The 24,188-nt window shown below is 39.2% G+C and carries 25 protein-coding genes; 11 read left to right on the top strand and 14 right to left on the bottom strand.

The features are described from left to right. Nucleotide 1: 1 nt before the first annotated feature. Together H3R33_RS07400 and H3R33_RS07395 are read right to left on the bottom strand one after the other, a co-directional pair. On the bottom strand, nt 2-829 hold the full coding sequence (locus H3R33_RS07400; protein WP_155565984.1) for an acyl-ACP desaturase: 828 nt from the start codon (nt 827-829) through the stop codon (nt 2-4). 101 nt (nt 830-930) lie between these two features. Continuing rightward, the gene (locus H3R33_RS07395; protein WP_198185001.1) at nt 931-1,920 is read right to left on the bottom strand and encodes an enoyl-CoA hydratase/isomerase family protein; all 990 of its coding nucleotides are present in this window, start codon (nt 1,918-1,920) and stop codon (nt 931-933) included. A gap of 209 nt (nt 1,921-2,129) precedes the next feature. Between H3R33_RS07395 and bioB the strand changes: the two genes are divergently transcribed. After that, nucleotides 2,130-3,137 carry a biotin synthase BioB gene (bioB, locus tag H3R33_RS07390; protein ID WP_198185002.1) on the top strand — a complete coding sequence of 336 codons (1,008 nt, stop codon included), beginning with the start codon at nt 2,130-2,132 and terminating at the stop codon, nt 3,135-3,137. 50 nt (nt 3,138-3,187) lie between these two features. On the opposite strand, the gene H3R33_RS07385 is transcribed toward bioB, so the two are convergent. Continuing rightward, nucleotides 3,188-5,410 carry a cation-translocating P-type ATPase gene (locus H3R33_RS07385; protein ID WP_198185003.1) on the bottom strand — a complete coding sequence of 741 codons (2,223 nt, stop codon included), beginning with the start codon at nt 5,408-5,410 and terminating at the stop codon, nt 3,188-3,190. Between the two features lie 109 nt (nt 5,411-5,519). Here H3R33_RS07385 and H3R33_RS07380 point away from each other — a divergent pair, with 109 nt between their 5' ends. Continuing rightward, complete coding sequence (locus tag H3R33_RS07380; RefSeq protein WP_155580912.1) at nt 5,520-5,711, top strand: heavy-metal-associated domain-containing protein; 192 nt, start codon at nt 5,520-5,522, stop codon at nt 5,709-5,711. A 37-nt stretch (nt 5,712-5,748) separates the two neighbouring features. On the opposite strand, the gene H3R33_RS07375 is transcribed toward H3R33_RS07380, so the two are convergent. The 3 genes from H3R33_RS07375 to H3R33_RS07365 are packed head-to-tail and all read right to left on the bottom strand — an operon-like array spanning nt 5,749 to nt 7,532. Next, complete coding sequence (locus H3R33_RS07375; protein ID WP_198185004.1) at nt 5,749-6,381, bottom strand: phosphoribosylanthranilate isomerase; 633 nt, start codon at nt 6,379-6,381, stop codon at nt 5,749-5,751. A 4-nt stretch (nt 6,382-6,385) separates the two neighbouring features. After that, nucleotides 6,386-7,087 (bottom strand): orotidine-5'-phosphate decarboxylase, encoded by a 702-nt coding sequence (gene pyrF, locus H3R33_RS07370; protein WP_198185005.1) that lies wholly within the window; start codon nt 7,085-7,087, stop codon nt 6,386-6,388. Between the two features lie 52 nt (nt 7,088-7,139). Next, nucleotides 7,140-7,532: a LapA family protein gene (locus H3R33_RS07365; protein ID WP_198185006.1), complete on the bottom strand. Its 393-nt coding sequence runs from the start codon at nt 7,530-7,532 to the stop codon at nt 7,140-7,142. Nucleotides 7,533-7,725: 193 nt separating this feature from the next. On the opposite strand from H3R33_RS07365, the gene H3R33_RS07360 reads away from it, so the two are divergent. The 6 genes from H3R33_RS07360 to H3R33_RS07335 all read left to right on the top strand — a co-directional run bounded on the left by H3R33_RS07360 (nt 7,726) and on the right by H3R33_RS07335 (nt 12,303). Further along, on the top strand, nt 7,726-8,025 hold the full coding sequence (locus tag H3R33_RS07360) for a hypothetical protein (RefSeq protein WP_198185007.1): 300 nt from the start codon (nt 7,726-7,728) through the stop codon (nt 8,023-8,025). Nucleotides 8,026-8,102: 77 nt separating this feature from the next. After that, nucleotides 8,103-8,606 (top strand): protein-export chaperone SecB, encoded by a 504-nt coding sequence (locus H3R33_RS07355; protein ID WP_198185008.1) that lies wholly within the window; start codon nt 8,103-8,105, stop codon nt 8,604-8,606. Nucleotides 8,607-8,632: 26 nt separating this feature from the next. After that, on the top strand, nt 8,633-9,235 hold the full coding sequence (locus H3R33_RS07350) for an NUDIX hydrolase (RefSeq protein ID WP_110439316.1): 603 nt from the start codon (nt 8,633-8,635) through the stop codon (nt 9,233-9,235). A 68-nt stretch (nt 9,236-9,303) separates the two neighbouring features. Next, nucleotides 9,304-10,614 carry a dicarboxylate/amino acid:cation symporter gene (locus H3R33_RS07345; protein WP_198185009.1) on the top strand — a complete coding sequence of 437 codons (1,311 nt, stop codon included), beginning with the start codon at nt 9,304-9,306 and terminating at the stop codon, nt 10,612-10,614. Between the two features lie 51 nt (nt 10,615-10,665). Then, nucleotides 10,666-11,535 (top strand): bifunctional methylenetetrahydrofolate dehydrogenase/methenyltetrahydrofolate cyclohydrolase FolD, encoded by an 870-nt coding sequence (gene folD, locus H3R33_RS07340; RefSeq protein ID WP_198185010.1) that lies wholly within the window; start codon nt 10,666-10,668, stop codon nt 11,533-11,535. A gap of 174 nt (nt 11,536-11,709) precedes the next feature. Then, complete coding sequence (locus tag H3R33_RS07335; protein WP_110439056.1) at nt 11,710-12,303, top strand: hypothetical protein; 594 nt, start codon at nt 11,710-11,712, stop codon at nt 12,301-12,303. Between the two features lie 36 nt (nt 12,304-12,339). Here H3R33_RS07335 and H3R33_RS07330 read toward each other — a convergent pair whose 3' ends face one another. Then, nucleotides 12,340-12,843, bottom strand: a complete 504-nt coding sequence (locus H3R33_RS07330) for a lytic transglycosylase domain-containing protein (protein WP_232342155.1) — start codon at nt 12,841-12,843, stop codon at nt 12,340-12,342. 108 nt (nt 12,844-12,951) lie between these two features. Here H3R33_RS07330 and H3R33_RS07325 point away from each other — a divergent pair, with 108 nt between their 5' ends. Continuing rightward, nucleotides 12,952-13,698, top strand: a complete 747-nt coding sequence (locus H3R33_RS07325) for a methylenetetrahydrofolate reductase (protein WP_198185011.1) — start codon at nt 12,952-12,954, stop codon at nt 13,696-13,698. Here H3R33_RS07325 and H3R33_RS07320 read toward each other — a convergent pair. After that, nucleotides 13,695-15,071 carry a dipeptidase gene (locus tag H3R33_RS07320; RefSeq protein WP_198185012.1) on the bottom strand — a complete coding sequence of 459 codons (1,377 nt, stop codon included), beginning with the start codon at nt 15,069-15,071 and terminating at the stop codon, nt 13,695-13,697. The genes H3R33_RS07325 and H3R33_RS07320 overlap by 4 nt on opposite strands. Before the next feature lie 63 nt (nt 15,072-15,134). On the opposite strand from H3R33_RS07320, the gene H3R33_RS07315 reads away from it, so the two are divergent. Both H3R33_RS07315 and H3R33_RS07310 read left to right on the top strand, forming a co-directional pair. Further along, nucleotides 15,135-16,340, top strand: a complete 1,206-nt coding sequence (locus H3R33_RS07315) for an MFS transporter (RefSeq protein ID WP_198185013.1) — start codon at nt 15,135-15,137, stop codon at nt 16,338-16,340. Nucleotides 16,341-16,364: 24 nt separating this feature from the next. Further along, nucleotides 16,365-16,925 (top strand): TIGR00730 family Rossman fold protein, encoded by a 561-nt coding sequence (locus tag H3R33_RS07310; protein WP_122124083.1) that lies wholly within the window; start codon nt 16,365-16,367, stop codon nt 16,923-16,925. A gap of 64 nt (nt 16,926-16,989) precedes the next feature. Here the strand turns inward: H3R33_RS07310 and H3R33_RS07305 are convergent, their stop codons facing one another. The 6 genes from H3R33_RS07305 to H3R33_RS07280 all read right to left on the bottom strand — a co-directional run bounded on the left by H3R33_RS07305 (nt 16,990) and on the right by H3R33_RS07280 (nt 24,150). Then, a complete protein-coding gene (locus H3R33_RS07305; protein WP_198185014.1) occupies nt 16,990-17,643 on the bottom strand; it encodes a hypothetical protein in 654 nt (217 codons plus the stop codon). Further along, nucleotides 17,643-19,607 (bottom strand): squalene--hopene cyclase, encoded by a 1,965-nt coding sequence (gene shc / locus H3R33_RS07300; protein WP_198185015.1) that lies wholly within the window; start codon nt 19,605-19,607, stop codon nt 17,643-17,645. Before shc ends, H3R33_RS07305 begins: the two co-directional genes overlap by 1 nt. Nucleotides 19,608-19,697: 90 nt before the next feature. Continuing rightward, entirely contained in the window at nt 19,698-20,987 is a 1,290-nt protein-coding gene (gene hpnE / locus H3R33_RS07295) for a hydroxysqualene dehydroxylase HpnE (RefSeq protein ID WP_198185016.1), read from the bottom strand. 11 nt (nt 20,988-20,998) lie between these two features. After that, complete coding sequence (gene hpnD, locus H3R33_RS07290) at nt 20,999-21,874, bottom strand: presqualene diphosphate synthase HpnD (RefSeq protein WP_198185017.1); 876 nt, start codon at nt 21,872-21,874, stop codon at nt 20,999-21,001. Between the two features lie 128 nt (nt 21,875-22,002). Next, a complete protein-coding gene (locus tag H3R33_RS07285; protein WP_198185018.1) occupies nt 22,003-22,890 on the bottom strand; it encodes a squalene/phytoene synthase family protein in 888 nt (295 codons plus the stop codon). Between the two features lie 3 nt (nt 22,891-22,893). Beyond that, nucleotides 22,894-24,150: a glycosyltransferase gene (locus H3R33_RS07280; protein WP_155567364.1), complete on the bottom strand. Its 1,257-nt coding sequence runs from the start codon at nt 24,148-24,150 to the stop codon at nt 22,894-22,896. Between the last annotated feature and the right edge of the window lie 38 nt (nt 24,151-24,188).

The raw sequence follows: 24,188 nt of genomic DNA, 5'->3' as shown, positions 1-24,188 counted from the left end.
GTTATATTATAGATAAAACTTGTTTGGTATAGGCTTTCTGTTGTTTATTAATAATCATTAGTATCAATTTAGACAAATATCTTTGCCATTTTTCTGAAGGCATCCACCCAATAACCTTACAAACCATATTAACCACCCTGACAATATGATGGATTTTATATAATGACATGGCCTTTTCCATATAAAGGGCTATACATCGTTTATGATTATATGGCATTCCATGGGGCTCATTGGTGGCATGAAAGGCCGAGGCAAGCTCATCATCCTGACTTTCAATTATACGACCCAAGGCAATCCTGGCTCGTTGCAACCTGGAGAGCTTTTGAGATTTCAAATATAATTTAGCATAATCATAAAACAATTTATAATGACGATATTCGTCTCCAGCAATCCGTCTGCATATCTCCTTCAGGACAGGTTCCTTTACATAATCTGCCAAGGCACTGTAATAAGATGAAGTGCCAACCTCAACCATAGCCCGGGCGATAAATTCTCCCGCCTGTGATCCACGGATTGAGTGATCCGTCTTTAAGTCAATTTTATAAAAATTTCTGAAACGCTTATAACTTTCCTGATAATCCCAAGCAGGATCAGCCATCATGGCCCATCGTCCCAATGTTTCACCATGTTGCACCTCTTCATCTTCCCATTTCCTGAAAAGCTTTGTCAATTCAGGATCATGACCAAATACATTAGTCAAATAAACCGTATAGTCTACACTATTTCGTTCAACAACAGCAGCTGTTTTTATCAAAGGAACAATATCAGCATCTATTAATGAAGGGTCAAATTTATCCCAGTTAACCTGTTCAATATCCCAATGTTTCATAGTGCCACGCTTTCCTTATCAATTTTATTTTTAATTAAGAAATTATAAAACGACTATAGTAAACCGTAGTATGAGAAAATGACTAGATATTTTTATTAAATTCAATAGTCAAAACAGGAATTAATCTCGGACTCTGAAATTGGCGCCTGATTCCATCTTGGGTTATGATCCTTGTCAATAACTGCAGCCCTCACCCCTTCTAAAAAATCGGCCCGTTGAATAAGATGGTTTATCACACATTCATCACGCTTAATAACAGATTCCAAATTATATAATTTACGATGCCATGCCTGAAACGCAACTCTTAAAGAAAAAGGACAGGCCTTTAAAATAGAGAATAAATCTTTTCTTGACCATTCATACACGCTCCCCATTAATCTTTCGATTATCATATCAACTGAAGAGGCATCATACACTCGTTTTATTTGTCCCAGAAATCCATGATCAATTCGGTTTTCTTTTTTGTAAGGAGCCAAAACTTGCTTTATATTATTACTTTCCAATTCTGATAACACGGTTTCCAATTCAGACGAATAAATAAAATAATCAGCAAAACCAAGCTGAATCGCTTCCTCTGCATTTAAACGCTGCCCGGTAAGCATAGCTCTCAACCCCGTAAAACCTGGAGCTTTTTGAAAAATTAAACTTGTTCCTGCATCCGGTGCAATCCCTATCATGACTTCTGGCATTGCCAAAATTGAACATTCAGTAACAATACGATATGGAACATATGACCCCAGACCAATCCCACCCCCCATCGCAATTCCATCCATCAAGGAAATTATCGGTTTTTCATAATGGGCAACAAAACATGCAAGCTGATAATTATGCTGGAAAACACTTAATGCTTTTTTATAATTTCCCTCTCGTACAAAATTGGCAATCTGGCGAATATCACCACCTGCACAAAAAGCTTTTTTTTGACTACTTTTAATTAATACAGCATGAATGGAAGGGTCATCTTGCCATTTTTTTAAAATTGTTATTATTTGTCTCTGAAATAAATCATTAATTGCATTCAGAGCTTTGAAACGATTTAATATTAAAATTCCTATCCCTTTTTGTTTCTGTGTAATAATCCATTCATCCATTTAAGATCTCTTATATCACTTTTAGTTACGATCCTTACACATGAATATAATCAGGAATTATACGACCCAAAAATCACTTATCCTTGTTCAAAACCCTTTTTTATCCCATTTTTCCATATATATATTCATATAATTTTACAACAATATACGATATATAATGATTTTAATTTCATAATCATATATCTAATTTATTCATCAAGGATTTATGAATGTCACATAAGCAAGGCCATAAACTAGCGACAGAATATCATTTTCCAATTCGTCACGACTGGACCAAGGAGGAAATCGCTTCTTTGTTTCAGCTCCCGTTGCCCGAGCTTATTTACCAAGCACAAACTGCCCACCGATTAAATTTCGATCCAACACAAATTCAGGTTTCAACCTTGCTCTCGATCAAAAGTGGAGGATGTCCCGAAGACTGTGCTTATTGTCCACAAAGTGCAAAACATGAAGAAAAAATTAAGGCAGACCGTCTCATGTCCGTTGAAAAAGTGCTTGAAAAAGCACGAGCTGCCAAAGCGGAAGGTGCGACACGTTTTTGTATGGGTGCCGCCTGGCGTTCCCCGAAAGATCACGATCTCGAGACCGTTTGTGCCATGATAGAAGGCATTAAAAATCTTGGGCTGGAAACATGCGTAACCTTAGGAATGCTTAATCTGGAACAAACTGAAAAACTTAAAAACGCTGGGCTGGATTATTATAATCATAATCTTGATACTTCTGAAGAACATTATGAAAAGATCATCTCAACCCGTACATATCAGGATCGTCTGGATACCCTCGCTTTTGTTCGTGATGCCGGTATCAAAGTATGTTGTGGGGGTATTCTCGGAATGAATGAGGATGAAGCAGACCGTGTCAGCATGATTGCAACCCTTGCCAATTTACCCAGACATCCGGAAAGCGTGCCTATCAATATGCTTATCCGCGTCAAAGGAACACCTTTGGGTAATGCAGACCCCATAGATCCCATTGATTTTATTCGTACCATTGCTGTCGCCCGAATCACGATGCCTGAAAGCTATGTCCGATTGGCAGCCGGCAGAACGGAGATGAGTAATGAAATGCAGACCTTGTGCTATCTGGCTGGAGTCAATTCTATTTTTCTGGGTGAACGTTTGCTAACCTGTCCCAATCCAGAAAAAAGCAGTGATTTGACCTTATTCAACAAATTAGGACTGCAAATTGCCAACCAGCAAAACCGGGCCATATCCTAAATTAACAACACTACTATAAGAATTAAGATTTTGAATTTTGGAGATCTTATCTAGACTCTTGCTTTCCAGCGTAATAACCTTAAAGCGTTCATAACAACACATACGCTACTTAAAGCCATGGCGCCCCCTGCAATAGCCGGATTTAAAAATCCGAGCATTGCCAAAGGAATACCGATAATATTATAGATAAACGCCCAAAACAACCCTTCCTTGATACGCTGACGAGTTCTTTTGGCAATGTCCAACGTATCAGCGACCAATTCAGGATTATTCCGCATCAATACGATCCCAGCCACCTCGGCCGCCACATCCGTCCCCTCGCCCATTGCAATGGCAAGATCCGCCTCTGCCAAGGCCGGAGCATCATTTATTCCATCTCCAACCATGGCAATTGACTGATGATCGATACCCTTTGAACCATGTTTCTTGATAAACTGTTGTTTATCTTCTGGTGTCAGATTCGCTTTAACGTCATCTATTCTCAATATATTACCAATTTTTTTGGCGACAGCTTCATTATCCCCCGTCAACATAATTGATTGGATTGAATGCTCTTTCAATCGTCGAACCGCCTCTACCGAACCAGACCGTACATGATCCTCAAAAGCTACAATACCCAATAAACGATAGGAATCTTGCATCTTCTCAAGAAGCCAGGATAAAGTTGATGATCGAATTTCTGACGGCACATCAGGAATTTTACACCCATGCGATTCAACCATCCGCTGATTGCCCAATAAGAAAACCCGTTCTTTTATCTTTCCCATGACACCACGTCCCTGTTCTTTTATAACCCGGAATTCTTCTGGTTGTTTCAAAGAAATAGTATAAGAGGAGGCTTCAGATAGCAGTGCCTTTGCCAAGGGATGTTCGCTTGATAAAGACAAACTGGCTGCATGATAGAGAATTTCTTTTTTTGAAAAATCGGATAAGGAAACAATTGAAACGACTGACAGTTTTCCTTCTGTTAAGGTTCCTGTTTTATCAAATGCCACCTTTTTGACATGCACCGCTCTCTCTAAAGTTTCAGCATCACGAATTAAAATACCAGAACGAGCTGCTGCCCCGCATCCAGTGGCTAAAGCTGTCGGCGTTGCCAAACCCAATGCACAAGGACAGGCAATCACCAATACGGCAGCGGCATGCATTAACCCTATTACAAAAAGACCGTTTATCAACCACCAACCCAGAAAGGTTAATAATGCTAGAACAATAACAACAGGTACAAAAATACTGCTTATCCGATCCACCATTTTTTGGATTGGCGCCTTGGAGGCTTGTGCATTTTCAACCAATTGGATAATAGCGGACAATCTTGTCTGTCTCCCGGTTTTTTCAACCTTGATTGATAAACGCCCATTATCATTTAATGAACCACCAGTAACTTTATCCCCAATTTTTTTCTCGATTGGCAGGCTTTCCCCAGTCAGCATCGACTCATCAACCGCACTTTCACCCTGTATGACCACACCATCACAAGGAATTGTTTCACCTGGACGAACAACAACCTGATCACCAACCATTAATTGATCGAGGGGAACTGATATTTCTTTGTCATCAACAAGTTTACAAGCTGTATCAGGACGCAGAGCCTGTAATGCCCTAATTGAATCGGCGGCTTTATATCTTGCCCGCTTTTCCAACCAGTGTCCCAGTAAAATAAAGGTTATAATCAATGAGGCGCTTTCATAATAAAGATCAGGCTCAACCTTGCAATAACCCAACAACCAGGAAAACAATAAACATGTGCTCAGAATCCAGGCGGTACCTGAACCAAGTATCACCAGCAAATCCATATTTCCATTTCCTGATTTTACCGCACGATAAGCAGCAATATAAAATGGTTTTCCCAACCAGAATTGCACAGGAGTTGCCAATAAAAACTGAACCCAGCCTGGAAGCATCCAATGATGGTTGAAACCGCCAGCAATCATTGAACCCAATAATGGTGCGGAAAATAAGGCCGCGATAATCCAATGATATAAATCCCTTTCATCACGATCCCCATTCAGGTTGATAGCTGCATGACCAGGATCAAGCCATTCCGCATGATAACCAGTCTTTGTGACAGCCGTCTCAATCTCAGCGATTAAATTTTGTTGTTGGATAGCTGGTTTTGGAATGACCCTGGCCTGTTGCAATGTCAGATTCACATTGACATCTTCAACTCCCGCAACACGCTTAATGACTTTCTCAACACGTCTGACACAAGATGCACATGTCATTCCACGAATTACAAAATCAATTCCTTTATTTTCCAATGCTGCAGACATGATCGACCAATCCTACACTTTATCGGTATGCAAATAAGAATTAGTATAAAATATAAAACATGCTATAATAATTAACTTTCATAGTCATTAACTAAATAGGATTTTCATCATGAAAATATATCATGTCGAAGGAATGACATGTCAACATTGTGTCCACGCTGTAAAAGAAGCCGTTGAAGCCCTTCCAGATGTTCAGGAGGCCAATGTCGACTTGAAAACCGGAACATTAAAAATCACCGGTTCGGTCAATGAGAATGAACTCAAAAAAGCGATTGAAAAGGAAGGATACACTCTCTCTTGAAATAATCCCATAATGGGCATTTCAGGTTCAATAATTATTATTCGCAATTATATTCTTGTCTGGCATTTTTTACAAAATGTTGAATTAGGATTGGATCCTTTTTCCCCGGTTCAGATTCAACCCCTGATGAGATATCAATTGCCTCTGTACCTGACTGCTGAATGGCTTCTTGCACATTATCGGGTGTTAATCCACCTGCCAGCAACCATGGCTTTGCCGAGTTCCAGTTTTTAGTAAGGGACCAATCAAACTTGCGTCCATTACCGCCCGGTCTTGTATCCGATTCATAAAATGGCGCCTCAATCACCATTCCATCAACCTGACAAGGTTCAAGCAAATCATCACGCGTTTTAACCCCCTTTGCCAACCAAACTGGCAGACCGATTTCCTCTCGAATAATTGCCGCCTGCTTGTCAGAACAATAAAGCTGCAGAATATCCAGCCGAACCTTGTCAAGAATTCTTCTTATATCATCTAATTTTGGCCTAACAAACAAACCAACCCTTAACAGACCTTCCTTACCATAATCAGGCAACTGTCTTGCCTGGGTAACAGATAAAAAACGCGGAGACGCTGGATAAAAAACCAATCCCACCCAATTGACCCGTAATTTTAACAATAAATCACAAGTCGCCGTTTCTCTTACACCACATATCTTGATAGAAACCATAAAATTAATCTTGTAACTGACAAATGATTTCCCTAGCCGCCTGTTGTGGATTAGCTGACTGTGTTATTGGCCGACCCACTACAATCCAATTTGCACCCGCCTTATGTGCCAACGCGGGTGTCATGATTCGCTTTTGATCATCTGTTTTGGCATTTTCCAACCTTATTCCCGGTACCACCAATACAACTTGATCTCCATAAATCTTACGCAAATTTGCAACTTCCTCGGGTGAACAAACAAGACCATCGACACCAGCGTCCAAAGCCATTCCTGCCAGTTTCATTACTTGTTCAATAGGTGTCGTATGAAGATTTACACTATTTAAATTCTCCTGATCCATACTGGTCAGAACCGTAACCCCAAGTAATAACGGTTTCTGATTATCAGGAAAATTGACATCTATTGCCTTACGTGCGGCTTTAATCATGTCTTTTCCGCCTAACGTATGAACAGTCAACATGGCTGGTTTTACAGAAACCAAACTGGCAATTGCGGATGCAACGGTATTGGGAATATCATGCAGTTTCAGATCAAGAAAAACTTGCCGACCCCTAGCCAGTTTCCTTACCGCATCAAATCCGCAAGCGTAGGTAAACTCCATACCTATTTTAATCATTTGCCCTGTTAAATCAGCAATTTGAGCCCATTGCTCAGCCAAATCATAATCTTTTGTGTCAATCGCAAGAATCAAGCCTGTTTTTGTCATTATTCTTCTTAAGTGATCTATCAATTATTTATTATAATATGTGGAAATAAATCTATTCTTCTGAATTCTGTTGCGAAGGTTCAACCCCGGCAGGGGAAAGGGCAGACGTTGCTGTTGGAACTGGGGTCCCATTCTGTCCTGTTCCCTGCTGCGTTGTATTCTGTTGAGTCAGGGCTATATACTGGGCCCGCAATTCATTTAACTGTGTTTCCAAATCACGTATCTTCTGTTCTGCCTTTCTGGCTCTTTTCCATTGACTGACCAAGGAGGTGAAAACTGTTAAAGCTCCTATTGCAAAAGAAATGATTCCAGCCAGCAATACAATCATTCCAACAGAACTTTGCCAATTAGCAGAAAAGAAATTCATTGGCACAGGCGTCATATTTAACAAGAAAAAGATAATTAAAAGTACCAGGAATGGTACAACGATAATTAATCGCAACACGATATGATCTCCCTAACCCAACCATAATCAAACATTATGAATATGACCAGTATATAATACACAAACCCTTACATAAATAAGGAATTTTAATCCAGATAAAAAAAACATTTAAAATAATAATTTAAAAAAAACAAAAAATAACCATATAGTTATAAAATGATAAATCGTTTTTTCTTATATAAATCAAAAAGCTATGCATAAAGTTGTTTCATTTAAAAAAATAAAGAACAAAATATGGGCCAACATTTTTTATATCGGAAACAAACGATACATCGCTAATATTTATCATTCTTATGAAAAAGCATATCAGGATTGTAAATGGCGGAAACAGGAAATTACTGCCTACAGACATTTACTAATCAATCATGAACAACCCGTACCACAATATTTGACAATCCCGATTCACCAATCAGAGATTCCAAAAAATTGGCAACCTTTGCCTGTATTCGGTTTTTTACTTTCCTCAAAAAAACTTTCAAAAAAAACAATTTGATTTTATAAACAGGTCCTTCGATTCAATTTATTAATAATTTTATACCTATAAATATTTAATTTAAAAGAGAATGCTCAATGTCTAATAAACAACATGAAGAAAAAACGTTTTTTTTACCTATCATCCCAGTTAAGGATTTAGTCACCAACATTGAATATATTCGAGAATTAAACGTAAAAATTTTTAATACACCCAAAGTTTTTCTTAAGGTATCTCCAAAATCCGACATTACCGTAACCGTTAATGTCAATGCCCAGCAAATTGAAAAGGATTACCCCCAATTCGAAATTATCGTTATCCTAAATTGTACCAGCCAAAAACAACTTGAAGATGATGATGAACCAACTTCTATTTTTGAAATTGACTTGCAATATGGTGCAGTTGTGACCCTTCCCACTTTAAAGGCTGCCAATATAGAAGAATTGTTGATGATACATGCTCCAGAATTATTATTTCCAGAAATTCGCAATATCATCCTGAATATAAGTCGCACATCCAATCTACCCTCTATTCTTTTGCAACCCATTGATTTCGCAGAATTATGGAAAGAAAAAAAATCCACCATGAAAAACAAAGATTAAGAAACCCTACAAAAATGGATACAACAATGCCCCAAAAACTAGACACGGACAAAAAAATTATTGGTCAAGCAGATCCAGGCGGGATTGTTCCGGAATCATCACGTATTGCCTATGAAAACCGTTGGCTAAAAATCCGTGAGGATATCATACGCTATCCCAACGGGTTAAAAGGCATGTTTGGTGTTGTAGAACGAAACGAATTCGCTGTTATTTTACCACTGCATATTAATAATGAGGGAATTAAAATAGTCACCCTTATTCGACAATACCGATATCCTGTGGGTAAATTTATGTGGGAACTGCCGATGGGAATGTGGGAATTAAAACCAGATGCCACCCCCGAGATGGTTGCTGCCGGAGAACTGGAAGAAGAAACAGGTTTGCGTGCCGCCAATATGGTACATGGAGGTATATTATATCAGGGGGCAGGCTATTCAACCCAAAAAGGTCACGTTTTCCTTGCCACTGATTTAACACAACATTCCCCGAAACGCGAAGAGACAGAACTGCATATGACCTGTCATACAATCCCGTTAACTCAATTTGAGGAAATGATTCAAAACGGACAAATAACTTGTATGGTCACAATCGCTGCATTCTGTTTGTTACGTAGTAAAAAATTAGTTTGACTCTCTCTTCCTTCGCTACCTAAAAAAAGATTTAATCGTGTAATTTATGACTTGAGGAAATATAAAGTATGGCAGAAACCCAGCTCCAATATAATAACCCTTCTACATCACGTACCCTTGTCAAACATGCGGTTACAATTGGTTCCACCATGATCTTGGGACTTGTTTTTGGGTTGATCTGTCATGCTTTTGGAGATGTTATTATCTATAAGTCAGCAAATGGCTCAATAACGTTATCAAATTTTATTCTGACCTTGTCTGAATTAATTGTCAATTTGTTTTTGCGCCTGATAAAGATGATCGTGGCACCTCTGGTTCTGGCCACGCTTATTGCCGGGATTGGGAACGTTCAAGATACTAAAACCATAAAAACCATCGGGATCAAGGTTATTTTTTGGTTTATCGGTGCCTCTATCGTTTCCTTGGGTGTTGGAATGCTTGCCGCCAATATCATCCAGCCAGGCAAGAATTTTACGCATAATTTACCACCTGTCTCTGAGTCTCATACAATTTATCATTTTGACCTTATTAAATTTACACTCCATATCGTTCCTGATAGTGTCATTGACGCAATGGCCCATAACGATATGTTACAGTTGGTAGTTTTCGCTGTCTTTTTCGGTTTGTCTTTAGCCGCTTTACCTGACAAACAATGTCAACTGGTAAGAGATGTAACAGATGGTGTAGGCAAAGTTATGCTAAAAGTCACCGATATGGTCATGATTATTGTACCATTGGTTGTCTTTGCTTCACTTCTTTCAATAGCAACCCGTAATGGATTACATGTAATTGAAAGCTATGGACTGTTTTTGATCGAGTTTTATGCTGTCATTCTCGTCATGTTCATTATTTTGATCGGAACTGGTTATTTCATGATGGGAAAAAAAGTGTTTAAACTTCTTCCATTCATAGCCGAACCTGTAATGGTAGGATTTGCAACCGCCAGTAGTGAGTCTGCCTTTCCAAGATTACTTGAACAGCTTGAAAAATTCGGTGTTCCACCCAAAATATCTAGCTTTGTCGTTCCCTTAGGCTATAGCTTTAACCTTTGTGGAACCATGATGTTCATTTCATTTGCCGCCATTTTCATCGCACAAGCCTATGGTATTCATATGCCCATTGAAAAACAAATCATGATGCTCCTGGTCATGATGATCAGCAGTAAAGGCATCGCAGGAGTTCCACGCGCCTCAATGGTAATGCTCGCCGCTGTCATGCCAGGTTTTGGAATACCCGAAGCTGGACTGCTATTAATTGTCGGAATTGATCAGTTTCTTGATATGGCAAGAACTGCAACAAGTGTTTTGGGTAATGGAATTATTGCAGCAATCGCTAATGAATGGGACATCAGGGCAAACAATACAAAAGAAACAATATGATTTTATCTTTCCCCAAAACCAGTTGAATATAATAAAGGTCACTGATATCTTATGAAAACGCAATTAATTGATGGCAAAGGCTTTGCCGCAAACATGACCCAGAAAATAGCTCTGGAAGTCAAGCTGCTGCAGCAGGAAAAAAATGTAACCCCTGGTCTTGCCGTCATTTTGGTCGGCAATGACCCTGCCAGCGAGGTATATGTCAGAAACAAGACAAAACAGACACACAGGGTGGGAATGCGTTCGTTCATGCATCTTCTTCCTGAAACAACCACACAAGAAGAAATCCTGAATCTAATTGCAAGATTGAATAAAGATCCTGATATTCATGGAATTCTCGTACAGCTACCTCTTCCAAAAGGGTTGAATGCAGACACCATTATTCAGGCAATCACCCCTCATAAAGATGTTGACGGCTTGACAGCCTATAATACAGGAAAACTTGCGCTTGGACATAAAGACGGATTTATACCCTGCACCCCACTTGGATGTCTAATGTTATTGCAAAAAGAACTTTCCAGTTTGAAAGGATTACATGCAGTCATTATTGGAGCGTCAAACTTGATGGGCAAACCCATGGCACAACTTTTATTACAAGAAGGTTGCACTGTAACTATTGCCCACATTCATACACGCAATCCTGAAAAACTTGCCCGTCAAGCAGACATTCTTATTGTTGCGACTGGTTGCAGTGAGCTCGTTAAGGGATCATGGATCAGTGAAGGTACGACTATTATAGATGTCGGCATTAACCGTATCAAGACAAAAGATAGCAAGACCAAACTGATAGGTGATGTCGCTTTTGAAGAAGTTTTGGGTAAAGCTGCAAAAATTACACCTGTCCCTGGTGGTGTCGGTCCTGTCACTATTGCCTGTTTGTTGCATAATACATTACAAGCAGCAAGAAATACGATAAAATAATTTACACCAGAACTATTTCTTATTATAATTATTGCAATAATATAACAATAATTTCTTAAACCGCTTGATTAATATTAATAACTAAATCATTTAAAAGCGGTTTACAATTTATTAGATTGTTTTCTATAAACGAAACTAAAACTTGCTAATATAATATTTAAGTGAACAATTAAAATGACTGAAATTGATTTTCCCTCTTTACTGTTTGATTCAGCCTGGTATTTAAAAACCTATCCAGATATTGCAGCCGCCAATGCAGATCCTGTTGAACATTATCTGTTTTTCGGATTTCGAGAGGGACGAAATCCTAACCGTTTTTTTAATACCACCTTTTATCTGAATACCTATCCTGACGTTGCCGCAAGCACTATTAACCCTTTTATCCATTATATAATGTATGGTGCCGCGGAAGGGAGATTGCCCAGGGCTTCTGATCAACCACCTATACCTTCTACAACGGTAAGCACGGAATTATCAACCGGGACCGATATTCCGTATATGGTTGCCACCGAACCCAACCCACAATCTAAATCTGAAATTAATTTAAGTTTTAAAATCAGTGATTCAGAACCTCCCCAGCAATTACAAGATAAAAAAACCGCATCCTATGATAAATTAACCTTGAATGCCGCATCTGAGGTTACAACAAAATTACCAAACAAGAAAACAACTGTAAAACCAAAAAACTCATCGGTAGCATCCTCTCGAAAACGAAGTCCGAGAGTCAAAACTCAACGCGTAGCACATGGTAATAGTATAAGCAGATAGGCTGATTTTTGTATAAATTCAAAACTAGATAAATAATCAGTTTCTAACGGTTTTCTTTTTAAATTTTCTTCTTTTTTTTACATTCATTAAACGATGCTGATAAGGAGAGAGATATTTTCCAGCTTTTTTTCTCCTTATTGAAAAATTATTGTTCAAATAAGAGGCTTGAATGATTTGAAACTGATAATGATTGTTTAGATCAGGTGTATGAGAATGATAATTGCCAATCGCCTGCATTAAATCTCCATTTGTCTCTGCAAGATACAATTTAAGAATCGCCCCCGCCACAGCTATATTATAACAATTATCCTGTTTTAATCGTTGATAGATGACTTGACCAGTTTCATGCGTTGTTTCCATCAATGGAACAATCCAACGTGTATTGATCTGCATTACCCCCAAATCCTGCGTGCCATTCTTGTTATTGGAGACAAGATTAGGAGCCCCACCCTCCACACGTTGTATTGCCGGTAAAACAGAGGAAGGCAAATGATGAAATGCAGCAACCATCATCATACATTTTAAATATGTCGCAACCATCTAACTAAATTAACTTTATTCTATTTTATTTTTATATTAACAGTTTAAACATTAAAGAAATAGAATCTATTATTTCAAATCCATTTATTTCATTACAAGGAATTCGTTATGACACGAATCTCGGTAGAATTAATTCCTAGAGATAGAAATCATATCATTAATGATATGAAACAAGTCAAGGAATGTTTTCCAATTGCCGACAGTATCAATATTCCAGATCTCATGCGTTTTTCTTTAAGAAGCTGGAACGCTTTTCAGATTACCTCTTCATATTATACACGTTCCATTCCTCATATAAGAGCAATTGATATAAATCCCGACCTTCCATTGCCCGGCCATGATATCAATAATTTACAAGAAATTCTGGTTATTCAGGGAGACCCTCCCTCCGATTTCAACAAACATACATATCCCAATTCAACTGAAAGCATTTTAAGACGATATCGAAGGGAACTCCCGCATCTGAAATTGTATGCCGCCTTTGACCCATACCGTCGTTCTCCCAAGGAAGAACTTGAACATGTCCTGTCAAAAAAAGAAGCGGGAGCCAGTGGTTTTTTTACACAACCCATTTTTGATGAGAAAATGCTTGAACTCTGTATGGATTGGTTACACAACAAAACCGTTTTTTGGGGTTTGTCACCTGTCATTGGACCAAAATCGAAATCATATTGGGAAATTACCAACAAAGTTGTCTTTCCACATAATTTTGAAACAAGTTTACAGGCCAACATTGATTTTGCAAAAAAAGCCTTACAAATGATCAAAAAAACAAACCAAAATGCTTATTTAATGCCTTTACGCGTCAAATTAACCACCTATCTATCACCATTACAGAAAATTTTTCAAAACTAGTCTCCCAACGCATATAAAATTCGAATCCAAGATCGTATCCCCTTATGAAATGAACGAAGATTATATTTTTCATTCGGGGAATGAATGCAATCATCAGCATTTGCAAACCCGATTAAAAAAGATTCAATTCCGAATTCACGCTGTAAATCATTAACCACAGGTATGGCGCCTCCACTGCCAATAATGGCTGTTTTATGAAGCCATTCATCTTCGAGGGCTTGACTAATTTTACTTAAATTCTTTCCTTCAAGGGAAACCATACTTGCATTTGAAACACCATGAGAGACAAATTCAACTTTACAATCTTCGGGTATTCTCGATTTTACAAACTGCCGAAAATTTTTCCGAATTTGAATTGGATCCTGTTCCCCAACCAAGCGAAAAGAAATTTTGGCTGAAGCCTGAGCTGGAATAACCGTTTTAAACCCAGGTCCTTCATATCCCCCCGTAATTCCATTGATTTCACACGAAGGACGACACCATGTCTGTTCAACGGCATTGAATCCAATCTCACCCGCCGGATATTGCAAACCGATTGGATGAAGCAGTTCACTATCGGTTTTACCAATTTCCTGCCATTTTTGACGAATCGTTTCAGCAATTTCAGGCACCCCTTCATAAAAATTTGGAATGGTGACCCTTCCTGTATTATCACGTAATGCTGCAATAATTTCAGACAAAACCTGAATAGGGTTTTGAGCGGCATTTCCGTATAATCCCGAATGCAAATCCCGATTAGCCGCATAAACGGTAACCTCTTCCCCAACCAAGCCACGAACCATGGCAGTGATTGCTGGCACATCCGGAGTAGCCATATCCGTATCACAAATAAAAGCAATATCAGGATGCAAGATTTCTTTCTGTTGCGCTAAAAAGGTAGGTAAATGTTCTCCTCCACTTTCCTCTTCACCCTCCAAAATAAAGGTGATATTCAATGGAAATTGCTTGTCTTTCATATAAATCGCTCGACAGGCTTCCAGGAAAGTAAGAATTTGACCTTTGTCATCTGATGATCCACGCCCATGAATAACCTCTTTTCCTGTTGCGTCGGTTCGGATACAAGGTTCAAAAGGTGGTATTTCCCATAATTCCAGTGGATCGACAGGTTGTACATCATAATGTCCATAAAATAAAACATGCGGGACCCCCTTTATTTCAGGAGAATTTGCCATGACGATTGGATGTCCCCCAGTTTCACAAATCTGCACATCCAAATCCATATTACGCAAGTAATCATGTAACCACTGTGCTGCCTTTCGACAGTCTTTGTTATAGCTTGGAATAGCTGAAATACTTGGAATGCGTAAAAATTCGAATAAACGATCAAGAGATTCTGTTGTCCTATGATCAACATTGCAAAGAATTGATTGCAAAATAAACTCCTATTATTATAAAATTTTATTTTAAAGAGATACTTTTTTATTTAATAACCAATAATGATTTTATCCTATCTGAAACCAAAACCCATTACATTAAAGATTCTTGCCGCGGCCATTTTTAATCTTGTATGTTTCATAAATATCGGTATGCCTTTGGCTACAATACCTGTATTTGTTCACAGACAACTCGGATATAATAGTATAATTGCCGGAATTGCTGTTTCCGCAGCCTATCTTGCCACCTTTATAAGTCGCCCGGGAGCGGGTCAATGGCTGGATACCAAAGGGGCCAAAAGTGCAGTCATTATAGGTTTGGGAATTAGTGCATGCGGGGGACTTTTGACAATTTTGGCTTTATTTTTTATCCATCAACCTCTTATGGCGTTAATAATCATCCTTCTAGGCCGCTTTTGCATGGGTATTTCAGAAAGCTGGGCATCAACAGGTGTTAATGTCTGGAATATCGGCAGGGTAGGAATTGAAAACGCAACCCATGTCATATCATGGAATGGCGTAACCACTTATGGCGGCATGGCTATTGGTGCCCCCTTAGGGGTTTATCTTGCTTCACAACCCATCGGTTTTATTGGAGGGTTATCTGGATTTTCTATTCTTACTGTCATTCTGGCTTCAGCATCAATGCTTCTAGCATCAACCTATCCAGCCATCATTCCCGTTTCAACCGCTAGACGTTTACCTTTTACCAAGGTTTTCAAACGAATTTCAGCTTACGGCTGCTGTCTTGGTTTATCAACTATCGGATTTGGCAGTATTCAAACTTTCATTGCCTTATATTTTATTAGCAACCACTGGACAGGATCTGCCATTGCCTTGACAATTTTTGGCGTTTCCTTTGTCATGATCCGATTTATTTTCAAAAATTCACTTTTAAAATATGGTGGTTATATTGTCTCTATCATCTCCCTAATTACAGAAACCGTTGGTCTTCTTCTGCTTGCCACACAAACCTCAATAATTGGTGCATATATTGGAGCGGCCTTGACAGGATGTGGTTTTTCACTCATCTATCCAGCCTTGGGTGTTATTGCCATATCAAAAGTCAGTAGTGAAAATAAAGGAGCGGCCCTTGCCTCATTTTCTTTATTTCTGGATATGGCCCTTTTTATTTCCGGTCCCCTACTGGGTCTAATCCAAAGTCATCTTGGATATGATTATCTTTATTTGTCAGCCAGTTTTTTTGCTTTTTGTAGTGTTCTGTTAACCTATGGGCTATATTATCAGAATAAAACAGCCTCTATTTAACGATGATATATTAAAGAAAATTTCATGACTCATTACAATTACTCAATTACCGTTTTCTGCGGTTCAAAATGCGGAAACAAATCCATCTACATTCAGGCGGCAAAAGAATTGGCAAGCCATTTTGTTCACAATCAATTACGACTTGTCTTTGGCGGTGGCAGTGTGGGTTTGATGGGAATAATATCAAATACCATGATTGACCTTGGTGGATCCGTCAAAGGTATTATCCCGCAATTCCTTATCAAAAAAGAGGGACAACATTCTCGTGTAAATGATTTAACCGTTACCGAAGATATGCATTCCAGAAAAAAGATTCTTTATGACGAAGGAGATGCCTATCTGATTATGCCTGGAAGTATCGGGACTTTTGACGAATTCTTTGAAATACTTACTTGGCGCTATCTAAAGCTCCACAATAAACCGATCATCATTGTAAATGTCGATAATTGGGCTAGGGGCATTCATGATCAATTAAACAATACCATCGAACAGGGATTTGCAGATAAGTCCTTGTTGAAACTTTTTGAAGTTGTTCCTGATGTACCTTCAGCAATAGAATCTTTGAAAAAACAGATGAAATTCTAGAAAATAAATATTCCTGTTACCATAAAATTCTGTAACAGGGATTTCACATATTATACAATATTTTCTAATGAAAATTGGCAAGATACCGTTTTAAATGCCAGTATGCTCGAGCCATATCCATACCCACTCCAAACAAATCCTTAATCTGGAATGGACAGGTTAACAGACTTCCGGCAATCCTGGAAAAATTCAACTTGCCATCCTGTGTCAAGACTGAAGAAACAAGAGGTGGAAGATTCCGACTTGCCGTATCGCATACAACACGTAAAACAGCAAACGGAATATGTTTCTCCTGAGCAAACTGCGCAACCAGACCACTTTCCATATCAACTGCCAAACAGGCCGAATCTTTAAAAAGCCTTTCTTTTTTTTGGGCAGAGGTCACAATTTCATTGCTATGCAATAAACTTCCGAGCTTAACTTCTGATTTTTCCGCCCCCAACCAGCTCCTTAATTCGGCATCCGCATGATATTCCCTATTCTCGGCAACTACACTATACGGCAATAATATTGTACCTGCCTTAATAACGGGATCCAAACCGGCAGCAAATCCAAAAGATACGATTGAATCAATTTTTTCCACCGACAATCGCTCAAGGACCTTTTTTGCACCCAGATAGGTCGCCCCGCTCGCTTCAACAGCAGCGGGAGCTAAAGTTGAGGCTAATCTTGCCTCAAAATCCATTCCAACCAAAATGCCAAGGCGGTTGTATATCATTAAAACCCAACCTCGACTTTTCCACTGTTACTCGCTTGAAGATTGCGAAAACGTGATAAGGCCAATAAAGGAAAAAACTGTTTATATCCATGATAACGAAGATAAAACACTTTTGGAAATCCCACGGCATTATAAGGGTTTTCTTCCCAGTGACCATTTTCTTTCTGGACGCTCATCAGCCAGGCCATTCCTTTTTGCACCGCTGGGTGTTTGACTTGTCCCGCTGCCATTAATCCGAGTAATGCCCAGGCAGTCTGAGAAGGCATGCCTTGATTATAAACGCCTTTTGGCGCATCCTCATAGGAGGCTTCATCTTCACCCCATCCTCCCTCCGGTCTCTGTACATAAAGTAACCATTTAACCGCACGTTTTACCATTGGATCTTCATGAGAAACTCCAGCTGCATTTAAGGCGCATAAAACCGACCATGTTCCATAAATATAATTCGTTCCCCAACGCCCGAACCAGCAACCTGCATCTTCCTGTTCAGAACGTAAATATTGAATTGCCTTATCGATTACCGCTTTATCTTCGGGATAATTAAGCTGTGCCAGGAAAGAAACACAACGCGCCGTTACATCAGCCGTAGGAGGATCCAGCAAAGCGCCATGATCAGCAAAAGGGATATGATTCAGGATCATTTTATTATTGTCGATATCAAAGGCCCCCCAACCACCATTCGAGCTTTGCATGCCAATTATCCACTGACGGGCACGTTCAATTGATTCTGCATGTTCCGGATTACCATCACGATGTAGCAACATACCGACAACAGCCGTATCATCAACATCTGGATAATAATCATTTCTATATTGAAATGCCCATCCTCCAGGAACTGTTTCGGGAGAGTTAATAATCCAGTCTCCCTTTACATCCAAAATCTGGCGATCTTTCAGCCATTTCAAACTTTTCGCCAATTTTTGTGAGGTTACCTCTCGATCCACTGCTCGATTATGACTTATGGTTTCAATTACGGCATGCCCAGTCAAGGCAGTATCCCAAATAGGTGAAACACAAGGTTGACAATAGGCTTCTGTATCCGTCTCAATCAATAATTTTTTCACAGAACGCCAGGCAATCGCAGCGCGTGGATCATCATCGGCAATTCCCAACGCATGATATGCCATCACAGAATTTGCCATGGCTGGGTAAATTGCTCCCAGCCCGTCTTCTCCATTCAATCGTTCATCAACGAATTCCAATGCTTTCTGAATGGATTTTTTTCGTAAAACAGATGGAATATATTTTTCAGCAGGTCTTACAACTTTATCCAGTCCTTTAAAGACATGTCCCCAATAAGACCGGAACGGACCCTTAATCCAATCGCTGACCTGATCAGGCGGAGTTACAAATAATTCCTGAATATGAATATTACGAGGGTTAATCGCCTTGGGTTTCAAAGCGGCCAGAATCAATAAAGGAACAACAACTGTTCTGGACCAATATGACATATTCCAAATGGAAAACAATGCTTTCTTGGGCATCAGCATCAATTCAATCGGCATTGCAGGAGTGGCATTCCATGGAACCTCACCAAACAACGCCATTTGAATACGTGTGAAAACATTGGTTCTTTCCGCACCGCCATGCGCAAGAATGGCCTCTCTGGCACGTTTCATATGGGGTGCATCAATATCATCCCCAATAGCCTTTAAAGCAAAATAAGCCTTTACGGAAGCCGAAAGATCAAATTTTCCTTGATAATAAAGAGGCCATCCACCATGATCCCCTTGGATTCGGCGCAAGTAAACGCCAATTTTATTTTCCAAATCCCGGTCTATACGATTCAGAAAATGTTCCAACAATACATATTCAGCAGGAATAGTTGCATCCGCTTCCAGTTCAAATACCCAATGTCCATCTTCATTCTGATGTTCAGTTAATACATGCTGTGCTCGAGAAATTGCAGCGTCCAAATCGTCATTATCTATTCCCTTTCCCAAATCACCAGTATGATCTAGCATAATTGAATATTTCCTTATTTTATTATAAATAAACCATTACTATTTGAATTTTGATAAAAAATCTAACCTTAATTATCCCGAGTTTATAAGCTATAAAATCGCCTGAGCCGCCTTATATCCCGAACGGATAGCCCCCTCAATTGTTGAGGGAAGACCTGTAGCGGTCCAGTCTCCTGCCAAAAACAGGTTTGGACATATCGTATAACAGGAAGGACGACGTTTATTTTGTTCTATCGTTGCAGCAAAACTGGCCCTTTTTTCCCACAACAGACGATAGGTCGGTACGTCTTCAGGCAAAGGGGAAAAAAGAAAAGGTTCAAGGGTTTTCCTGATTTCCTGCCAAATTAATTTTGATAAATTTTCAGGATCGGACCCCGTAAAACGATTGGCGGCACTTACAGTTACCGAAATCACCCCGTCTTTAACAAAAATCCATTCACTTATTCCACCAATAACACCGATAAACCTTGCCTTTTCGACACTCCCCTTCATTTGCAAGGCAAAATCAACTTTATAATGAAGATTCAATATACTTTCAAATTCATCTGGCAAGGGAATGTCAGGTAAAATCGGAGATAAAACCTGTCTTGCCGTATAAGGATTAACCGCAAGAATAACCTGATCTTCTGAACTAAGTTCTATTTTTTCATTATTCACGATAAAATAATCAACATATCCGTCTTGCCGATGCAATTCAGAAAGGCGAGATGTCGCATGAATTTTGCCACCTTGCAATTTTATCAGAGATAAAGCCGGTTTTACAAAGGTTTCTGACAATCCCTCCTTTGGAAAATAAGGAACACAGGCCTTTCCTCCCTTTAACAAAGACTGACGCACAACAGAACCCAGTAAAATTGCGCTGCCAACCTCACAAGAAGTATTCAAAACAGAAATGGCAAACGGTTTCAGAAGACGGCGGGAAAATTCACCATTTACCAAACAATCGGCAACAGTTTGACTATGATTGGCCTTAATTAAATGCCACAAAGCCATCAATTCTGGAAATTTAAAACCTGGAACCCGACGGTTTTTACTAAATAGCCACCAAGGGAATCTTCCATTTGATAAACTAACATCCCAATGTTTGTTTTCATCAAGATCAAAAAAGGGAAATAGGGGAATTCCTGAACTGATCAGACTATTCATGGAATCTATTTTGTTCAAATAATCAAAAACGGCATCATTTCCAGAAAGAATTAAATGATTACCGTTATCGATCAAACGATCCAATTTTGAATCATAAAAAGAACGGGCCCGCCCACCAAATGTTGGACTTCCTTCATAAAGCGCGATTTGCGCATCTGTCCTTGAAGATAAAAAGACAGCGGCAGACAAGCCAGCCAGCCCCCCACCAATAATATGAATATGTTTCTTTGCCATATTATTGAACGCTATACCATCAATCCAGCCATACCAACAATAACTTTTTCCCCTGTCGATAAGGATGCTCTTTTAAAAGGTTTTTTCCACCCTAATTTTTTTTGTTTACCCAATAAAAAGCGATAAGTAGCTGCCATAATTTTTGCAGGCCGAATGGCATCAACTTCACATTGCCTCATATAGTTCGCGGCAGAACGAAAATGATCCAGGGCACGATATGACATAATATTGCAAACTTCTTGAATTGAGGGATTCTCCATACATCGTTCAGGAATCAGGGAAATATGAAAACGTTCCAACAATTCTTTCGGTAAATACAAGCGCCCTCGTTCGATATCTTCCTCTAGATCGCGCAAAATATTTGTTATCTGTAGTGCCCGGCCCAAATGATAAGCGACTTTTTCAGCCGCTTCTGATGAATCCCCAAAAATCCGGATTGCCAAACGACCCACTGCCGAAGCGACCCGATCACAATACAAATCTAGTTTGACTTCATCAGGAGCAATAACAGGATTTAATACATCCATTTCCATACCATCAATAATGGCAAGAAAATCTTCTTTCCTCAATCCAAACTGTTGAATTGAGCCCAGCAATACATTCTCAACGGAACCATCAGCCTTTCCATTATACAGAAGCTCAATCTTATCGCGCCATTTCTGCAATTGTTTCTGTTTAACCTCAGGTTCACCCATATCGTCCGCAATATCGTCAACAATGCGACAAAAACTGTACAAGGCGAACATACCGTAACGACGCTCAGGGGATAACATTTTCATGCCTGCGGCAAAAGATGTCTTGGCATGACGAACGATTGCCTCGACAAAGATCAAATCAAGCTCGCTACATCCCATTATCTGTGCAGTTTCAGCTAGCGGCTTTTGCATAATTTGATCGGACCTTTCCATAGTTAAAAATAAATTAAGACAGTTTTAAGCAAGAAAACAAAAATTAGCAAATTAAATAATAGGATAATCTATTACCCTATATCAATAATTTATCTTTTTCAGGACTATTATCTTAAAATATGTGGACAAGCATATAGAACAGCCTTGATCGCATCCTTATAATTCAGTTTCACTCTTGTTGCCAATGGATCCTCTTTTCTCAAATGCTCAGTCAAGGAACATGCAAGCGTAAGAATTACAGAACTCTCCATTCTTAACCGTCGATTGGACGTCAATCGTATTAATTGTTCAGCTTCCCTGTTTAAATCATCAATATAGTCAAGAATATAATCAAATACATTCCTTAATCCGCTTATTGTTCCCTCGTCTTTAACCGCCTGCACATCAACATTTTCTGCACGCAGCATATCCAACGGGATATAACAGCGATCAAGGCGAATGAGGTCAGACCTACAATCCTGCAAATGATTAAGAATTTGTAAAGAGGTGCATAACGCATCTGCAGCTGGCTTTGTATCAGCATTTTCTTTATGAAGATCAAGTAGATAATGACCAACAGGATTGGCAGAATATCGACAATATTCGAGAAGCTCGGCAAAAGTTTCATACCTGTTTTTTACTGCATCCTGACGAAATGCAATCAATAAATCCGTTGCAGTATCAAAAGATACACCCGTTTCCAACAAACTGTTACGTAAATATCTTGCAGACTGGACATCAGCCCGATCGGGTGCCGGTACATCATCACATAAAACAGCCTGCATTCCATTCAATCGTTTAACTTTTTCTTCCGAACTTAACATTTCGGAATCAGCGATATCATCAATAACCCTTGCGAAATTATAATATGCCTGTACATGAGGTCTCAATTTACGGCTAATCAATAAAGATCCTACTGGAAAATTCTCATCTTTTGCCCCCTTGCCAGAAGAAACATCTTCATTCCCCCAAATTGAAAAATCATACAGATCACAATGATTATTCACTGAACGCATAAATTAATCCTTCTGTTTTGCATTTTTGTGCCCATTCCGTACTGAAACCAGATCTCCTAAACCCATACCGGTTTCCTGTTCATGAGCTGTACCGGAATTGTCTGTATAAGCCCTGCCTTTCCAGACCATTCCCTTCCCCCGGTAATAATTAATTGCTGAACCAATTGTCGCAAACAAATAGAACAAAGCAATAAATGGTAAAACCAAAATCCATAAATAGGAAATTTGAAAACGAGATAAGGTCGGAACAAATGACAAAATTGACATCATATAGGTGATAAATGCCAGTTGCTGCACACGTCCCTGGGAAAAAACAACCTGTAAAAAAGGCGTGAACCAAATCAGCGTCATCAAGATAATGGTTACCATTAACCAAACCAATGAATAATTCAACTGAACATAAGCAGAACGTGTAATCATGTTCCAAATGGATTCAACAGATTCATAAGGCCTTAATGAAACAGCTTGAGAACTATGTCCCAGATAAATTTTTCCACAATTTCTTTTAACCAAAGATGCCAAGGTTACATCATCAATCAATGCATCTTTCAGCGCTGCAATACCACCAATCCGATCCAAGGCCTCTTTTCGAATTAAAACTGTTCCGCCCGCCCCTGCCGCAACAGTGCTCGAAGCCTTATTCACCCTTGAAAAGGGATAAAGCATACAAAAGAAAAAAATAAAGGCTGGAATCAAGGCTTTTTCAAAAAAACTTTCACAACGAAGCTTTACCATTTCGGATACTAAATTCAAATTATCCCGTAAAGCCTTATTTACCAAAGAGGAAAGATGAGTCGGTTCATGAAAAATATCGGCATCAGTAAAAAAGAAAAAAGAATTTTTCATTGACCTCTGTTGGGTAACCTTTGTTATTCCTTGTGACAAGGCCCACAATTTACCACTCCATCCATCGGGACGAAAAGATGCATCAACAATTTGTAGTTTTTCACGTTGATCTTCCGACAAGGTCTCCCTCAGTTTCCTGACCAGTGTTCCGGTTCCATCAGTACTTCCATCATTAACCAATGTAACATCATACCGTCCAGCATAATCCTGATTTAACAAGGATAAAATAACGTTCTCGATTGTTTCCGCCTCATCACGCGCCGGGACAATAACATGCAATTCTGGCCAACAATCCTGCTTCTTTTGCTCTTCCCGAGATAGAGGATATAAAATCGGTCCCCTACTCCAAAAACGACCATGAAAAAAAATCAATCCTATCCAGATTGCAAAAGAAACACCTGCCAATACTAACATAATATTGCACCATTTATATTCATCTTAAATTTCAAGTC

It is taken from the genome of Commensalibacter sp. B14384M2 (assembly GCF_016101865.1).
GTDB classification, from domain to species: domain Bacteria; phylum Pseudomonadota; class Alphaproteobacteria; order Acetobacterales; family Acetobacteraceae; genus Commensalibacter; species Commensalibacter melissae.
The sequence above is the reverse complement of the archived record's forward strand: the minus strand, read 5'-3'. Positions and strand labels throughout refer to the sequence as shown.

What these genes read in the sequence shown, in the direction of transcription:
- bioB (WP_198185002.1), top strand. Translation starts at nt 2,130, where the DNA reads ATGTCACATAAGCAAGGCCATAAACTAGCGACAGAATATCATTTTCCA.
- folD (WP_198185010.1), top strand. Translation starts at nt 10,666, where the DNA reads ATGAAAACGCAATTAATTGATGGCAAAGGCTTTGCCGCAAACATGACC.
- H3R33_RS07285 (WP_198185018.1), bottom strand. Translation starts at nt 22,890, where the DNA reads ATGCGTTCAGTGAATAATCATTGTGATCTGTATGATTTTTCAATTTGG.
- hpnE (WP_198185016.1), bottom strand. Translation starts at nt 20,987, where the DNA reads ATGGCAAAGAAACATATTCATATTATTGGTGGGGGGCTGGCTGGCTTG.
- hpnD (WP_198185017.1), bottom strand. Translation starts at nt 21,874, where the DNA reads ATGCAAAAGCCGCTAGCTGAAACTGCACAGATAATGGGATGTAGCGAG.
- shc (WP_198185015.1), bottom strand. Translation starts at nt 19,607, where the DNA reads ATGCTAGATCATACTGGTGATTTGGGAAAGGGAATAGATAATGACGAT.
- H3R33_RS07310 (WP_122124083.1), top strand. Translation starts at nt 16,365, where the DNA reads ATGACTCATTACAATTACTCAATTACCGTTTTCTGCGGTTCAAAATGC.
- H3R33_RS07330 (WP_232342155.1), bottom strand. Translation starts at nt 12,843, where the DNA reads ATGGTTGCGACATATTTAAAATGTATGATGATGGTTGCTGCATTTCAT.
- H3R33_RS07400 (WP_155565984.1), bottom strand. Translation starts at nt 829, where the DNA reads ATGAAACATTGGGATATTGAACAGGTTAACTGGGATAAATTTGACCCT.
- H3R33_RS07325 (WP_198185011.1), top strand. Translation starts at nt 12,952, where the DNA reads ATGACACGAATCTCGGTAGAATTAATTCCTAGAGATAGAAATCATATC.
- H3R33_RS07360 (WP_198185007.1), top strand. Translation starts at nt 7,726, where the DNA reads ATGCATAAAGTTGTTTCATTTAAAAAAATAAAGAACAAAATATGGGCC.
- H3R33_RS07350 (WP_110439316.1), top strand. Translation starts at nt 8,633, where the DNA reads ATGCCCCAAAAACTAGACACGGACAAAAAAATTATTGGTCAAGCAGAT.
- H3R33_RS07305 (WP_198185014.1), bottom strand. Translation starts at nt 17,643, where the DNA reads ATGATATACAACCGCCTTGGCATTTTGGTTGGAATGGATTTTGAGGCA.
- H3R33_RS07395 (WP_198185001.1), bottom strand. Translation starts at nt 1,920, where the DNA reads ATGGATGAATGGATTATTACACAGAAACAAAAAGGGATAGGAATTTTA.
- H3R33_RS07375 (WP_198185004.1), bottom strand. Translation starts at nt 6,381, where the DNA reads ATGGTTTCTATCAAGATATGTGGTGTAAGAGAAACGGCGACTTGTGAT.
- H3R33_RS07385 (WP_198185003.1), bottom strand. Translation starts at nt 5,410, where the DNA reads ATGTCTGCAGCATTGGAAAATAAAGGAATTGATTTTGTAATTCGTGGA.
- H3R33_RS07335 (WP_110439056.1), top strand. Translation starts at nt 11,710, where the DNA reads ATGACTGAAATTGATTTTCCCTCTTTACTGTTTGATTCAGCCTGGTAT.
- H3R33_RS07345 (WP_198185009.1), top strand. Translation starts at nt 9,304, where the DNA reads ATGGCAGAAACCCAGCTCCAATATAATAACCCTTCTACATCACGTACC.
- H3R33_RS07280 (WP_155567364.1), bottom strand. Translation starts at nt 24,150, where the DNA reads ATGTTAGTATTGGCAGGTGTTTCTTTTGCAATCTGGATAGGATTGATT.
- H3R33_RS07355 (WP_198185008.1), top strand. Translation starts at nt 8,103, where the DNA reads ATGTCTAATAAACAACATGAAGAAAAAACGTTTTTTTTACCTATCATC.
- H3R33_RS07315 (WP_198185013.1), top strand. Translation starts at nt 15,135, where the DNA reads ATGATTTTATCCTATCTGAAACCAAAACCCATTACATTAAAGATTCTT.
- pyrF (WP_198185005.1), bottom strand. Translation starts at nt 7,087, where the DNA reads ATGACAAAAACAGGCTTGATTCTTGCGATTGACACAAAAGATTATGAT.
- H3R33_RS07380 (WP_155580912.1), top strand. Translation starts at nt 5,520, where the DNA reads ATGAAAATATATCATGTCGAAGGAATGACATGTCAACATTGTGTCCAC.